The organism is Pararhizobium sp. IMCC21322, from assembly GCF_030758295.1.
GTDB lineage: Bacteria > Pseudomonadota > Alphaproteobacteria > Rhizobiales.
Genome location: NZ_CP132335.1, coordinates 3,954,725 through 3,968,859 on the forward strand (window position 1 = coordinate 3,954,725; position 14,135 = coordinate 3,968,859).

The window sequence follows — 14,135 nt, forward strand, 5'->3', positions numbered from 1 at the left end:
ATTAGTTTTTGAACAAGACGCCAATTTTTTCCCATGCGGTGATAAGTCCGATCAAAAATGCAGCCGCTCCCAGCATGACTCCAAATGCGCCCTTCCACTTTGCTGCCTGCATCTTGATATCCGCCATGTCCGATTTTAAGGTACCAATCTCAGCCTTCATATCTGCAGTCGCAGAGCGGCTTTCATCCATCATGGTCTGCATCTGTTGAGACAGCAGCGCCAGTTGTACGTCAATCAATTGTTTGTTCATCCTGATAAATCCAACGCATCCTGAATAAAGCCGTTTCGTCTTGATCTCTAGAGACCTAGCTTTGGGAAAAACCTCTCAAAAGGTCTCATCAGGAAATAGGCACCAATCATTACCATCATGATCTCACCCAGTTCAGATGACAAAGGGTCAGTACTTCCCCAGCCGAAAACTTTGTCCCACAGCACAACCTTCCAGAGATACGCGACGAACGGGAATGCAATAGCTGGCCTGATCCAACGGGTCAGCGCTCTGCCCTGTTCTGCGATCAACAATTTTTGTTGCGCTTCCAACTGGCGAATCCGCAGATCAGCTTCAAGCTTTTGTTCATCGGATTCAGCCTGTTTCTTTGCCAGATAGGCATCCTTCAAATGGCGCCCAATTCGGTCCAGAGCTCCGCCTGCAACCCAACCTGTTATCTGCGCAATCAAAGTTTTTCACCAACTGGCGTCGTGGTGATGAACCGAAGGCCGATATTCAGTAGGCCCACCAGCAGGATGAGCCATCCCGCACTTTCGGGTGGAAGCACCGAACGCCAGTCAAATACATCCAGGAATGCCAAAAGCTCACAAACCAATGGCAGCGTGGCTACGGCAGTGTTTACAATGATAGTACGAAATCCCTTCACGGGCTTATCTCCTATAAAAAAAGCCGCCCAATGAGAGCGGCCAAACGGATTCGAATTGATTGATGCATGCCCGGTGGCGCGCTTGACGGTAACTTTGGCGGCGGCACAGCCGGAATCTCCACCATAGGCAGCGACGGGGTTGTTAGGGCCTTCAAGGCAAAGTGGAAGGCATCCCGTGTTTGTGGTCCGCTGATTCCGTCCGTTTCGAGGCCCCTGTCAGACTGAAATTGCCAGATGCCGGATGGACCGACCCGATAGCCAAGATAAGCCAGCGCAAAACCATCATAGTATCGCAACCGATCAGTGTAGCCATTCAGACCACCATTTATCAGTCGTGTGATGGCTTCAATGTTGTTCGTATCCGCATATTTGTTCAGATCGCGGGACGACCAATAATAAACCGATGCGAGAAACGCCCACGGGAAGTCTGCAATGATTTCAGGATTGGCCTCGAAATCAGGACCGTAAGCATCACGCTTGCGCATCCACCGGGTGAAAGCCTTGGTATTAGAACGCCCTGTCAACTGTATAAGGCCCCGGCCCCTGAATTTACGGCCGTCACCTTTGAATACGTTGCCAAGGTCCTTGCGCCCCTCATAATTCTCACCAGTCGCGTATTCAATTGTCGTGCGAAAGTGAGCACTTTCGTGAGCGATCTGGGCAAGGAAATGCACAGCCCGTTCCGGACGATCAAGTTCAAACTCAGCCGCGTGCTCCTGCATGCTGGATATCACGCCGTCAACGATCCTCTGGTTGGCGTTCTTGCCAACAACCTCTCGGATTTGATCACTTATCAAAAACATTGGATTTCCTTCGTTTGTAGATGATCCTGCAAAATATAGACACTGAAGCAAGACCGATTCGCCGCTACCGCTGGCTTGATGGTTTGGAGACAATAACAAAGGGCTTTGTCCGATAAGGCACTGAGAATGATAGAGATGTCACATGTTGTGTCTGAACATTGCTGTAATTGACAGTGGGGTCAGGACAGCGGGTAATCCAATGGATGCCAGTGCAATCGATTGAGATCATGACAACCTCAGTTTTCCAGGGTTACCCTCTATTCCATCTGCATTTCCGTCACCGGCGCCACTCCTATCAGAATCCTCGGAATTTGCCGGAACAGCACCAGAACCTGCGGTTGTTGATCCGCCGGAAATGTCTGCAGACAGATAACCGGAACCGCCGCCACCGCCGCCACGAGCACTTGATCCTGCCCCAGAACGGTTGGCTCCGCCACCAAAAAAACCACCACCACCACCACCACCACGCTGGCCGCTATACCCCCCCTGCAGCGCGCTACCCTCAACTCCCCCGGAATTTCCGCCAGCCTGCCCGCCCACGACCTGTGAGCCGCCTCCCGCTATTGGTGACCCTCCACTGGCATCTGCACCAGAAGTCCCTCCGCCAGCTCCCCCCAGTGATGCTCCGGTTGTGCCCGCACCTGCTCCGCCACCACCACCAGCTAGGATCTTTGCATTAGCTTGAATTTCCAAAGTTTGAAAAATGCCTGAATAGCCACCACCACCAGAGCCTGATGATGCTGCGCCGCCACCGCCACCGGGTGCAAGCGCACCAGAAACATTATATCGACCGCCACGCCCAACCACCAAAACATATTCCCTAGTGTTTAGGAAAATAAGCATACCACCAGAGAACCCGCCACCTCCCCCAAATTTTGAAGAGTTTTCACCGCCGCCACCGCCGCCACCCCAAAGTTTGAGCGAAGCCGAAAAGTTGCCGGTGGGCTTGATTATCCATGTGCCAAAAGTGTCAAGTTCAAGAGACCCGTCAACATCAAGATCCCACGTAGACTGACCAGAGTGAGAGGGTGAAATATTGAATACACGTGAACCGCCGCCGAGAGAAGAAGACAGCATTCCTTGAGCCGCAAACATCAGGTATTCCCTCCGATTATCCATGCCGCCACTTCTGTATCAGAACCAAGCCCAATGGTTGCCATTTGACTAGCTACTAATGCATGATAGTGTATGTATTCTTCTGCATTTTGCCATTTTATCGAAGCGGCAAATCGTTCTGTTGAATGTTCAATTACATTGATTGCAACGAGAACAACTAAATCTTTAAGGTATAGATACAGCGGCCCGAGACATAATTGCCTGCGCGTCAGCGGACAGTCATTCGGATCACCCGAAGCATCAGAAAGTGTGGAGAGCGAGCATTGGTAAATCTCTGTCATAATATCAGTTAGTTGCGGTGTCGTTGCCCCTGCGCCACGCTTTGAAAGCGACAAAATATCACCATTTCGCAGGTCGGCAATTTGCGTACCATCAAACGTTTTCACTGCGAGCTTAAATCCGCCAAACTTAGTCAAGATCATGTCCTGTCTAGTCTGGGCGTCTAAATATCGTGTACCCATCAGCTAAAATCCTGTCCTGGTGTGAGAATCTGAATTGAAACGCCATCGAATGAAAAGCCTGAGATAACATCAATTCCTGTAGCGGTTGCCGTGAGTGTTGGAGCTGTGCCGCCCGGCCAGTCATATGCAGAGTCCCACGCCAAAGTTCTCGATCCAGTGCCATCTTGAATGATTTTGAATAGGTAGGTTGCGCCCGCCGTGATTATAGCTGGCGCTGCCATTGTGCGGTTGCCACCAAGCGTAATTTGATGGGCATTTTTCGTTCCTGTCGGCGTAATCGTTGCGCCATCCGACAGTGTTTCAATGCTCGATGCCTGAAGGGCTGAGAACGTTTGAGCCACATCAGTTTTGGCGGTATCCGCATCGTAAGCCTGAACCGATACGTTGACAGCTGCGGATATCCGAGCATCGGAAGATGTGTTAAAGTCTGTCAGGTCAGACGCAATATGTGTGTGGACCGACGGTGTAAATGTAGCCGGCACCCCCGTCAGTCCTGCCCATGGTGCAACATCTGCGGCATCTGCCGCGTCAACCTTGCCATTATTGTTGCTGTCATAGGTGGCCTTGATCATGTCGCCGCCGCCGGGAGCAATAGTGGCAATCGCCGCCGCAATCTTCGCGGGACTGACAACACCTTCTGTGATTCCGGTACCGGCTTCCCAAATGCTGACATCCTGTGCAGAACTGGCAATTCTTGCATCAGATGCGGTGTTAAAATCATCAACGTCAGTTGCAGTGTGTGAGTGGGTTGCAGGCGTGAAACTGGCGGGAATGCCCGTCAGACCACTCCATGGTGCAATATCTGCTGTAATGGCTTCATTGACTTTGCCATCACCGTCCGTGTCGTAAGTCGCTTTGAACATATCGCTACCAGCGACGGATTGAAGCGCATAAGTATCGTCAGCAAATGCCTTGGTGACAGCATCTTGCTCAGCAACCGGATCTGCAACATTGCCAATCCTGTTCAACCGCGCATCAAACAGCCCACTGCCATCCAAGGCGCTATCCGGCAGTGTCAGAGAGCGCGACAATCTGTGCCATAGACGGTAAATCTGTCGAACTATTGCATCCAAGGCGCCTTCAAAACCTTCAGCGCGAAATGTATTGATAGTTGTGAGGTCTGTATTTTGCTCAAGAGGTTCTTCCCGAACAATTGAAATTCGTTGTCCCGCAGCAGGCGGTGTCAGGAAAGTGACGCTGGCAATCTGGGCTTCGATCCCGACGGAATAGTCGGTGGCAATCGTTTGAGTAATGTCATCCAGATAGACGGCAAGGTAGGCTTCATCCAGAAGTATCACATTTGAAAGAGTGTAGACCTCGCTCACCCCGTCCCCGACCCATTGCTGGAAATTCTTTGATACGGTTTCTGTCATTGCTTCTTTCCATAAAAAAAGCCGCCTCGCGGCAGCTGTAAAATTTAATGAATTTTGTTGGTAATGAGTGTTTCACACGGTCCCAATTGTGAACCGTTCAAGTCATGCAACGCTGAATCATGAGGTCGCAAACCCCCGTCCAAAACTCGCAGCGGATCTGATGATGGGCGAAATGAATGCCAGTCCAGCGCCCTTGGATTGGCTTCTCGCATCATACCGCCGCTGCTGGGACTGATGCTCAAGATTATTCGCCTGAATTTGTCCGCCATAACGTATGGCCTGCAGGTCCAGATCACTTTCAGCAGCAGCGCTTTCAATAAAATCCAGCGTCGATCCATCGACCTGAAATCCACTGGCAGAAGCTGAGGCCACCTGTTTTGCCGCCAGGCGTTGTGCACTTTTCTGGTGTTGAGCTCCTTCATAGGAGGTCTTGTCACGCTCAAGCAAAGCCTGGCGCTTCAACAAATCTGCATTGGCCTGCGATTGCGCCGCCATGGCCTTTTGTTGTTGATATCCCGATACGCCCTGCATGGCTCCACCAGCAAGAGTTATCGCAGCGCCAATTTCCATTGGTCCACACATTATGGTTCTCCTTCTACACCCAACAAAACCGCTCGGATGGTCGCCGGATACATTCTATTTGTTGCAAATAGGCAAGTGCCACCATTCCGCCAGCTATCCTGGCTGGGAACAGAAAAGACGCCGCTCATAAGTGGGTGCGTACTGTCTAGGTTGTCTGTCATGGCTCGCGCCGTAATTTCTTCAATGCGTGCAGCTGTTCCGGCGCTCAATCCGGCGGTTTCAAGAACATCCACAGCAACCGAATTGATTGTCTTTCTCCGCCCAAGAGCGGTCCCATCCTGGTTGCCGACCTGCGGCAGACGCAGGGTCTCACCATGCGATTCATATCGTAAACCGATGGTGATTTTTGAGGCTGATATATCTTTGGGTAACGTAACCATCCCACCAGCCACAACAATGTCTCCAAGATCAAGCCCGTCAGCTAAGACGCCTACAGACTCGCCTTCAAGGTGATTGGCACCGCTGATCGAGATGGTGGAAGAGCCGGTATATTGCAGGGCACTGTCGGCAAAAACACCATCTTCAACAGCGTTGCCATCTTCCCAATTACTGAAATACTCAATGTGGCGTACTGAATTGCCATTTATGGTTCGACGGACCACAAGCCAGGTCTGATCGGCTGTATCGCCGGCGATGGTCTCAACCGATTCCACAATGCCAACCGCATCGGCAGAACCGCCCGCAAGTTCAAAGGGGGTCATTCCGGCCACCTGCTGCGCTTTTTCAAGTGCCGTCACTGCCAATCTGCCATCTTCTGTCACGGCATACAGCAGACCTTCTGGCGAAGCTTGCCAGCTCAACTCTGTGATCTTCGCATTCAACAGGTGGTTTGAAAGGATCGATAATTCCGGCGTGCGATAGCCATTATTGTTGAAATCGTAGAAAAACTCATGAATTGACTTGCGTGAGGCTTCAACAAAGAATGCAGTTTCGCCAACAAACACCGGTTCAATGCCTGCGCATTTTTCCTGGGTTTCCCGCCGCTGTCGCTTGTTTTCATTGGTAATGGCACTGTTGCCATCATTGGCGCGAATGGTCCGCGTTGCGCCAGAAGTGCCAACCAGCAAATCAAACCCCTCGGCCACCCATTGTATCTGGTTTAACTGACCACCATTCATGGTCATGTTCAGCGCGTCGGTATCCTCAGTTGGGGAACTGATGCCCATATTATCATAATCGCCTGTCTGGCTTGACCAGAGCGTACGCGGATAGGAGGTAGAAGCAGCAAATGTAAGCCGGTCTTCAAAGAACGCAATCTGCTGTGGCCACCCCAATGCGTCCGACCATTGAGAGAGTTTCCAGCGGCTGAAGGAATCCGTATCAGGCAGGCACCTGCCATACATCCGCACCAGGATTTCCGTAGTGGACGTCACATTTGTTATCTGGCACCAACGGGTAATCCCGTCAGAGCCTGTAACCTGTAACGAACGCCCGACATCGCCCGATTGAAAGCCGGTATCATTGTTAATTCCATCGGTAGAAGAGGCGGTGATCGTAAACGGCGTTTGATCATCGCCTGCCCTGTTGATAAACCACTCAGCAAATCTTTTATCTGTTTCGTTTTCAGCTGCTGTAATCGTCAGGCGATAGTATCGAAAGGCAATCGTATTATCGAAATCAAAGTGCCGTATTTCGTGACGCCCCCAACCCGTCTCATTTGATCGACTATCCAATGCAACCCAGGTGGAGTTGTCGTTAGAACCATGAAGTTTGAATTCTGACGGCGCTTGATTTGGGACAACATCGTCCGCCTGCAAACTGTATGAATCGCTGACTTCAGCATTTCCGCCGCCAAGATTGATAGTGATTGTGGAAACAACACCGCCGCCCTGCGCCCAATCCGTTTTAGGATTGAGATCGAACAAATCTGATTCACTTGAACCACTCGATGTATAAGTGCCAGATGACAACGCGTTCCGCGCGCTTGGTGTCAGAACTGTCTGACCGTCGTGAGCATCCAGATAGGGTCCATCTTTGGAAACATAGTCCGAAAGTGTCCAGTTTGTTTCAGACAGGCGGCGCAGGATTTTTGGCGGATACCCCTCGCATACAAGATACAATTCATCCCCGGCACCGGCAGATCTGATGTTTGACAAATCTGCTTCCTGATAAGGAGTCACCACTTCAACAGGCACATCGGCAACCTCAACCCGGCCACCATTCGTCCAAAAACGAATATATTCTTCTCCAAATTCCAGAATGTAACTTTGCGATGTCGAAAACTCGAACTTGCCCAACCGCACTTGCTTGGCACTGTCCTTGACCTCGCCGGCAAACAACGTACCCACACGCCGCCGCACGCCGCCCTCCTTCATCACCTGCCAGTTCAATGCGCTCACCAGCCCCGCCTGATAATGATCAAGGTCGGTTCGCCCCTGCAATCGGGGTCCCAGTTCACCGCGCGTAAAATTGGCCTGAATAGGATAAACACTCATCAGCCGCGCACCAGAATAACGTTGTTCTGATCCAGATCTTCCTGAAATTGCTCCAGTGCATCAATCCGCCGTGCCTCCCGCAGTGTGTGTTGATATGTTTGCTCCGCAATCTGAGCGTAAGAGCTTTTTCCGGTCAGCCAATGGGCCATTTTGGCCGCCAGTTTTGCGGCAACCACATCCACAAAAAGCGTATCCCAAAGCCCGGTGGTTGTTACGCGCTTGATGTAACGCAATTTCAACGGCGCAATCGCGTCAGTCAAAATGGCCTCGCCTTCCAGCTCATAGGGTATCAAAGTGCCATTCAACGCCCCGTCTTGCCGCAGCGCCATCATGCGCAGACAATCGCCCGGCAACTCATATTTGTAGCGCCAGCGCCATGCCGGCACCTCAACACTTGCAGCAAGCTGCACCCGCACCAGCGCAAAGTTCCATGCAAATTTCCGCATTTCACTGTCCCGCGTCTGGCCAAAATTCCGGCAAAACCAAAGCCGCACACTCGTATCTTCACTGGGTGACGACACCGGCGCTTCATGAAGCATATCCAGCGCCATGTTCCAGATATCAATTTCAGCGACACTTGAAGGCATCAGCTAGTCTCCCTTCCCGGCAAGTTGGGCCTGCAATGCGCAGATTTGTGCTTGCAGAGCGGCAAACCCGGATTCTTCAGGCATGTTCGAAGTAACGGTCTCATCCACAACAGGCTTCACCGGTGGCAGTGCATCAATCAAAGCGTTCCGCTGCACCTGCAGCAAATCAGTTTTGCCGGTCAATGCTTCCAAACGCGCAGTGCCATCTATCACGCGGCGGAAATGCGCCGCACGGGCCGTATCCGTCTCACGCGCAATCAATTTCATCAGTTGAGCGGTTTTAGGCGCCAACTTTTCTGATTTAGCCATTTTGAAATCTCCAATAAAAAGGGGCCGGCAAAATGCCGACCCCATCTGGTTCAATGATCTGAAAACCGTCATTCCCAGCCAGGTAACCACGTCAAAAGCGTATCAGGCGTTGACCACCAATTGTGCCAGTCGAATGTTTTTACGGTTATAGACCCGGTCCCAATTGGTCGCGTTTTCCAACTCGGCCCAAGAGGGGGAAAGGGCTGCAACACTGCCGCTGGTGAATTTCACACCACGCGGATGCAGCAGCGCATGACGGCGCGTATGCACAGTGTCCTGACCGCCGCCATTTCCAACAGCCGGTTCCCGGTCCGTTTCAAACGCCACCAGATCAGCTCCGGCCCCGTCGGCAAAGGCAAACGCGCCCCGGCCAAACAGGTAACAAGTATAGGCCGGAGAATTGCTTCCAGCCGTCACCGGCATGCGGTCATCCACCACCACTTCCATACCCTGGAACATGGCAATTTCAGTGGCGTCAGACGGTTTGATGAATTCAATCTCATCATTATCCGCCATATTCACATACACGGCAGAATGCACAGCAATGGCTGCAAACTCATCCATATAGTCACCCATCGTCACGCGGGCGCGGCGCACCGCAGCGCCGGAAATGCGGTTGGCTGCTGTGATGGAACCAGAAACAACATCACTGTAAATCGAATAAGTCATGTCGTCGCTGTCATTGGCCGCATTGTCAGCAAACACGCCTTTGGTTGAGGCAATCAGAGCGCCCTGTTCAGCAGATTCCCACCACGTCGCCATGCGGCTCAAAATCTGCTGCACCGGGTCTTTCGCCCGGCCGGTTGCCACCATTCCGGCAACATCCATGCTCGACCAGGATTTGTGCCAGAAATGCTTCACTGCCTGGTCCTTGTCAGCAGTTACCTTGTCTGGCGTTGCACTGGTATTGGGATCATCGGACATAATGTCCGGCTCACCCCGCCCCAGATCATCCCAGAACGGCATGTTGATCACAGTGCCGCCAGCATTCATCTGGCTCTGCACATTTTCAGGCGGCGGAACCACAATTCCGGAGCGCAACAGTCGGTTTCGCTCCGGATAGTCTTCCTGCATATAGTTGAGATAGACCTCGGGTGTAATGAGGTCAGCGATTTGTGTCTGTGCCATAAATAGTGACTTTCCTTAAATCAAAGGCCCCAATTGGCCGGGTCTCTGCCCGCCGCCAAAATGAGAGACCTTGCACGTCTTGGATCGTTGCGCTGAAGTTCAGATTGCTGAGTGAGATTCTGGTCTTCTTTGGCAAAGGGATTATCAGCAGAACTGCTGCCCCCCAGTGCCAAGCCACCGGATGAACCGAACAGTTCCCGCCCCACATTGGCCATCGCCTTGGCAATGGCCGGATTGAGAATAATGCCCTGCGGCCCAATCATGCCCGCAGCTTCAAACCCGTCCAGAAGCGTGTCTCCGCCCAACTCACGAATGGCCCTGTCTGCCAGCGCCACCTGCTCATTGAATTGCGGCGTTCCCTGCTGCGCATTCCAGTCTTTTTCAAGCTGGCTTGTGGCAGCAATCGTACGCTCTTCCAACTGGGCCACATGGCCATCCAGACCGGCCTGATAACCACCAACGGTCTCATGAACATAGAAGTCATGAAGGCCCTTGGCCTGTTCAGCAGAAATGCCATATTTATGCGCGGTTTCTGCAAATTTACCTGCAAATTCCGTGTCATATGGCAGATCTTCCGGCATGTCTTCAGGTGGCGTCAGCGCGTAGCCAGACGCTTCCCTCGGACGGCCCAAACGCTCATAAAAAGCGTCATTCTCACTTTGCGTTGCATCCGGCCCTGGTTTCTGGAACGATTTTCCGATCAAACTTTCGGAATTGCGCGCCATTTTCACAAGGCTTTCAACATCTTTCACCCCGGCATTTTCAATCCATTCGCGGCTGCCTTCTGCCTGAAGACCGTCAAAAGGAGTTGCAGCACTTGCAGCGGTCGCAGATCCGTTGTCACCGCCCATGCTGTTTGGAGAACGGCCCTGCCCGGCGTGACCGGAAGCTGTTTCGTCCATCATAAATCACCCTCTTCTGTGTTGGTGAGTTGCTCTTGCCTTGCCGCATCCTCCAGCGCTTGCTGAAGTTCACGAGGCATCCGCAGATGGTGGAGAATTCGTGCCATGACGAACCTCTTACCCTCTGCAAATCTCAAATCCGCGTCCGGCGTATCCGCCGGTGAAACGCGGTAATATCCTGTGTGGTTGGCCAGATCGGTCAAAACCAGATCCCGGTCCTGCTGGGCGGCATTGCCTGCCACCAGCACACGTTTATAGGCACCGGCCAGCAACAGCCGCGCAACAGCGCTTCTGCGCAAGCCGCGTGCAAACAGCGCACGCAGTCTGAACATAGTGTTTCCTGTCAGGTTTAGGGGGTATGGCGCGCTATAAAGCCAGCACCAGACAATCCATTCACACGGCAAAAACGCCGCTGAATGGGTCCGTTATTGGGCGTGCCCTGAAGGCAGCGCCCCATTGCTGGCAGTTCGTGCCAGACTGTAAGCAATCACATCATCCGTACGTGGCCCAAAGCTTTGCTGCAGCTCAGTGTAATGTTGCTTCAACTCCGCCTCACGCGCCCGGCGATCTGTCGGCGTTCTATCGCCAGCCTGGGGCACTTCAAACCGCGCCGCCACCTGGCTTGCCCAGCGTGGCGGGATCATTTCAATGGCAGGCTCCGCAATCCCAACCTCCCGCTGCGCCGCTTCATGATAGAACAAAAACACATCCATCTCCTCTGCATCCACCGCCTCATTGGCATCAAAGGCTGCATCAAACCGTGCCTTGCGGTTGCTTAAATCAGAAGACAGCAACACCGCCTCTGACGGCTTGGTTCGGCGCATGTCCAAAATGTCTCTGGCACGCTCTGCCGCTGCTGCCAGCACCTTCGGCGTCATGAGTTCAGCAAGCTTCTCATGCGGCGCTTCAAGGGCTGTTGTGCCGTCAGCAATGCCGAACAACTCAGCATCCTGCAGCAAATGCAGTCCTGCCGTTGCATTGGAAATGATGCCGGCTTCCAACCGGTCATCCACAAAGGTCTGATAGGCCTCCTCCCCAAGCAAATCCCGCACTGCCTTGGGGTGGCCATACCGGTCCCACACAGTCGAGACTTTCCCGACCTTAACATCTTCCAGATCTTGCTTCTGTTTGCGCTGCACATCAAAGCGCGCCAGCCGCTCAGCTTCTGCCTTGTCCGCCTCCTTGCGTCCATTGAAGCCAACTATCTCAGCCGTAAGGATCAACCGCCCATCATCGGGCATATCGTTCAGATAGCCCTCTTTGATCGGATTCAGCTTTGGCCGTGGGCGCGGTACTGGCGGCTCAACGGGCGCTTGTTCATTGTTTGTTCTATATCCAACAACCGCATTTTCCATTGCTGCCGCTGCACTCAACGGTATTGACTTATTGTTTTCCCCAGATGGAAACCATCCACTCAATTTTCCACGTACGCCATCCGGCAACAATGCCATATCAACGTTCGGCAACCGAAAATCGTTATCATATGAACCCGTAAACTCACCTTCGCGGTTCAAAACATCAGTGAAGATTTCATTAATTGCTGAAGAACTGTCGGCGGCACTCGGCAGATACTCTCTCAGGTGCCCACCAATCTCATCATTACCAATGCCACCTATGTGTTGTTGGTCGCTGTTTTCTGGTTGAGGTTTGGGCATTGGTACATTTTCAAGCCTAGTGTCGACGGGCCTCGGCACCGGAATAGGAACCTCAGCTGGATCGACTGTCGGAGATGGGACATGTCCTGGCAACAAATCAAGCCCAAACCCTTTGTAATTTGGGAACCCTCCCGAAAACGTTCCGTTTTCATAAAGCTCCCGCATCCCCAACAAGACATCTTTCGGCTCTTTCCCCATAGCTTTCAAAAGTGTCGCAGCCACACTATTGCTGTTTTGAGGATTCAACCATGCCCTGTAATGCAGGTCAGCTTCATTAATTTTGGTACCCGCTTCCATTGCTTGCAGACGAAGCCTTGAAATCTCTTTGGGACTACCATTGAACAAACGCACAGGGTTCTGCGCATTGTTCCAAAAACGAGTTGGTATGTGCTGCCAGAACAAAATTCTATCGCTGGAGTCAAAAGGTGCCCCAAAAGTCTTCGTTTGTCTTGTTTTAGCATCTGTAGCAAGCCCATTCATTTCCCACATTTGTCTGCCGTGCTCGTCAAACCCGGCAATTAGAATATGTCGATAAACCGTCTGCACAGCCGCACCTGACCTGCTCTGATATAGTCGTATGGGAAGTTCAGCAATGTAAATGGAATGCTGACCGTCTGATATGGATTGAGGATAATACGGACGGATTGAATTTTCATTCATTCTGACAATTCTCCACGCAAGCATAACGTGACCGGTTTATAAAACTCACCCAAATCCGAACCGTAGTCATAAATAACAGTTCTATTTATACATGAACTTACAATTCCGTTTTGAATTTCATATTTTACTGTATAAAATAACTCCGTAAGGCTTACTACATTATAATTGTCCAAAATATGATAAACTGTTACAGAAAATTTACATTGTATATCACCAATATTTTCTCTTTGTATCATTAGATATCGGATGAATTCAGAAAAAGGCTTTCGCAAAAATTCTTTACCGCTGCCTTGATAGTATATATCAAAATTTTCGATGATATACAGCTTCAAATCATCTTCTCTTGAGCAGTTTCGTGACGTGAAGTCAGAGGCGAATGGTTCGGGCCGTTCATGAGCATAACCAAACGAACCAACACCGAATGTCGCAACAGCGAAAAGCAGTAATATTTCAAAAAATTTTGACAAGATAATCTCCTTTTATGACTATTGGTCGAATAATTCACGCAATTATCAAATATTTTTACCACGATCGACGTTTTAAACTTGCTCATAATTACGTTGAAAGTGGGTCAAAAACGACGAGAGAACTGGTAAAAAAACTCCACGCGGCCTCCTTAGATCTTAAGGCCAAATTCAATATCCACGCGGCTACAGCATCGATGCCGGTCTCACGTTTCGGTTGGCCATGATGGTGCGCTCACTTGTCTTCAAGTGTGAATAAAAGTCGAAATTGCTTGGGTCACAATTGTGCTCTCACTTGTCTTCAAGCGTGTTCAGAATTAAAATTTAGAAATTGACTGCGGAAGTTCTAAGATGCCGCCGCATCATCGTATACGTCACACTCTGCCAGAAGCTCCGCCCGCAATTTCGAATCATCCACTCCGCTATAGACACCGGTTGCAATATCTCGCACGTGGGTTTGGGCTTCAACCACTGCAGTGGTTTCGTTGCCATATCTGAACAGCAGATAATCATTGAACCACGTTAACAAGAATCTCTCCTCTGGGGCAATGTGTCCATCCACATATGGGCTGCCCCAGACCGCAACGACCTCTGGTCGGCTGACCATATCTTCCAAGATCGTCAGTACAAGGCTCAACGGAGCGAGCGGGATATCGGACGAGCGACGTCGCGAGCGATCAATTTTGGCCGTCTTCGTCAATTCATCAATATCCCGATACCACTGATACTGGTCCAACTCGGTAAACATGGTTTTGTCAGTCATAACAGCGCTCCTTGGGAAACAC

General features: G+C 51.3%; 17 protein-coding genes. All 17 read right to left on the reverse strand.

All coding sequences use genetic code 11. The features are described 5' to 3' along the window. Position 1 precedes the first annotated feature (1 nt). Entirely contained in the window at positions 2-250 is a 249-nt protein-coding gene (locus tag RAL91_RS18655; RefSeq protein WP_306257756.1) for a hypothetical protein, read from the reverse strand. A 47-nt stretch (positions 251-297) separates the two neighbouring features. Then, positions 298-678 carry a hypothetical protein gene (locus RAL91_RS18660; protein ID WP_306257757.1) on the reverse strand — a complete coding sequence of 127 codons (381 nt, stop codon included), beginning with the start codon at positions 676-678 and terminating at the stop codon, positions 298-300. Further along, entirely contained in the window at positions 675-875 is a 201-nt protein-coding gene (locus RAL91_RS18665; protein WP_306257758.1) for a hypothetical protein, read from the reverse strand. Before RAL91_RS18665 ends, RAL91_RS18660 begins: the two co-directional genes overlap by 4 nt. Positions 876-886: 11 nt before the next feature. Further along, positions 887-1,678 carry a glycoside hydrolase family 19 protein gene (locus RAL91_RS18670; RefSeq protein ID WP_306257759.1) on the reverse strand — a complete coding sequence of 264 codons (792 nt, stop codon included), beginning with the start codon at positions 1,676-1,678 and terminating at the stop codon, positions 887-889. Between the two features lie 225 nt (positions 1,679-1,903). Beyond that, positions 1,904-2,773, reverse strand: a complete 870-nt coding sequence (locus tag RAL91_RS18675; protein WP_306257760.1) for a hypothetical protein — start codon at positions 2,771-2,773, stop codon at positions 1,904-1,906. Further along, positions 2,773-3,210: a hypothetical protein gene (locus RAL91_RS18680; protein ID WP_306257761.1), complete on the reverse strand. Its 438-nt coding sequence runs from the start codon at positions 3,208-3,210 to the stop codon at positions 2,773-2,775. The genes RAL91_RS18675 and RAL91_RS18680 overlap by 1 nt, the downstream gene beginning before the upstream one ends. Positions 3,211-3,254: 44 nt before the next feature. Then, positions 3,255-4,628, reverse strand: a complete 1,374-nt coding sequence (locus RAL91_RS18685; RefSeq protein ID WP_306257762.1) for a phage tail fiber protein — start codon at positions 4,626-4,628, stop codon at positions 3,255-3,257. Between the two features lie 117 nt (positions 4,629-4,745). Further along, entirely contained in the window at positions 4,746-5,210 is a 465-nt protein-coding gene (locus RAL91_RS18690) for a hypothetical protein (protein ID WP_306257763.1), read from the reverse strand. Next, positions 5,210-7,645: a discoidin domain-containing protein gene (locus RAL91_RS18695; protein WP_306257764.1), complete on the reverse strand. Its 2,436-nt coding sequence runs from the start codon at positions 7,643-7,645 to the stop codon at positions 5,210-5,212. The genes RAL91_RS18690 and RAL91_RS18695 overlap by 1 nt, the downstream gene beginning before the upstream one ends. After that, positions 7,645-8,232: a hypothetical protein gene (locus RAL91_RS18700; RefSeq protein ID WP_306257765.1), complete on the reverse strand. Its 588-nt coding sequence runs from the start codon at positions 8,230-8,232 to the stop codon at positions 7,645-7,647. Before RAL91_RS18700 ends, RAL91_RS18695 begins: the two co-directional genes overlap by 1 nt. Positions 8,233-8,235: 3 nt before the next feature. Beyond that, positions 8,236-8,541, reverse strand: coding sequence for a hypothetical protein (locus RAL91_RS18705; RefSeq protein WP_306257766.1), 306 nt, complete (start codon positions 8,539-8,541; stop codon positions 8,236-8,238). Positions 8,542-8,643: 102 nt separating this feature from the next. Continuing rightward, positions 8,644-9,669: a hypothetical protein gene (locus RAL91_RS18710; protein ID WP_306257767.1), complete on the reverse strand. Its 1,026-nt coding sequence runs from the start codon at positions 9,667-9,669 to the stop codon at positions 8,644-8,646. A 20-nt stretch (positions 9,670-9,689) separates the two neighbouring features. Next, a complete protein-coding gene (locus RAL91_RS18715; protein ID WP_306257768.1) occupies positions 9,690-10,574 on the reverse strand; it encodes a hypothetical protein in 885 nt (294 codons plus the stop codon). Continuing rightward, positions 10,571-10,903 (reverse strand): hypothetical protein, encoded by a 333-nt coding sequence (locus RAL91_RS18720; protein WP_306257769.1) that lies wholly within the window; start codon positions 10,901-10,903, stop codon positions 10,571-10,573. Before RAL91_RS18720 ends, RAL91_RS18715 begins: the two co-directional genes overlap by 4 nt. Positions 10,904-10,996: 93 nt before the next feature. Then, on the reverse strand, positions 10,997-12,448 hold the full coding sequence (locus RAL91_RS18725) for a hypothetical protein (protein WP_306257770.1): 1,452 nt from the start codon (positions 12,446-12,448) through the stop codon (positions 10,997-10,999). Positions 12,449-12,882: 434 nt separating this feature from the next. Continuing rightward, complete coding sequence (locus RAL91_RS18730; RefSeq protein WP_306257771.1) at positions 12,883-13,353, reverse strand: hypothetical protein; 471 nt, start codon at positions 13,351-13,353, stop codon at positions 12,883-12,885. A 343-nt stretch (positions 13,354-13,696) separates the two neighbouring features. Further along, positions 13,697-14,113 (reverse strand): hypothetical protein, encoded by a 417-nt coding sequence (locus RAL91_RS18735; RefSeq protein ID WP_306257772.1) that lies wholly within the window; start codon positions 14,111-14,113, stop codon positions 13,697-13,699. Positions 14,114-14,135 lie beyond the last annotated feature (22 nt).

What these genes read in the sequence shown, in the direction of transcription:
- RAL91_RS18675 (WP_306257760.1), bottom strand. Translation starts at nt 2,773, where the DNA reads ATGTTTGCGGCTCAAGGAATGCTGTCTTCTTCTCTCGGCGGCGGTTCA.
- RAL91_RS18655 (WP_306257756.1), bottom strand. Translation starts at nt 250, where the DNA reads ATGAACAAACAATTGATTGACGTACAACTGGCGCTGCTGTCTCAACAG.
- RAL91_RS18690 (WP_306257763.1), bottom strand. Translation starts at nt 5,210, where the DNA reads ATGTGTGGACCAATGGAAATTGGCGCTGCGATAACTCTTGCTGGTGGA.
- RAL91_RS18695 (WP_306257764.1), bottom strand. Translation starts at nt 7,645, where the DNA reads ATGAGTGTTTATCCTATTCAGGCCAATTTTACGCGCGGTGAACTGGGA.
- RAL91_RS18735 (WP_306257772.1), bottom strand. Translation starts at nt 14,113, where the DNA reads ATGACTGACAAAACCATGTTTACCGAGTTGGACCAGTATCAGTGGTAT.
- RAL91_RS18685 (WP_306257762.1), bottom strand. Translation starts at nt 4,628, where the DNA reads ATGACAGAAACCGTATCAAAGAATTTCCAGCAATGGGTCGGGGACGGG.
- RAL91_RS18720 (WP_306257769.1), bottom strand. Translation starts at nt 10,903, where the DNA reads ATGTTCAGACTGCGTGCGCTGTTTGCACGCGGCTTGCGCAGAAGCGCT.
- RAL91_RS18710 (WP_306257767.1), bottom strand. Translation starts at nt 9,669, where the DNA reads ATGGCACAGACACAAATCGCTGACCTCATTACACCCGAGGTCTATCTC.
- RAL91_RS18670 (WP_306257759.1), bottom strand. Translation starts at nt 1,678, where the DNA reads ATGTTTTTGATAAGTGATCAAATCCGAGAGGTTGTTGGCAAGAACGCC.
- RAL91_RS18700 (WP_306257765.1), bottom strand. Translation starts at nt 8,232, where the DNA reads ATGCCTTCAAGTGTCGCTGAAATTGATATCTGGAACATGGCGCTGGAT.
- RAL91_RS18715 (WP_306257768.1), bottom strand. Translation starts at nt 10,574, where the DNA reads ATGATGGACGAAACAGCTTCCGGTCACGCCGGGCAGGGCCGTTCTCCA.
- RAL91_RS18705 (WP_306257766.1), bottom strand. Translation starts at nt 8,541, where the DNA reads ATGGCTAAATCAGAAAAGTTGGCGCCTAAAACCGCTCAACTGATGAAA.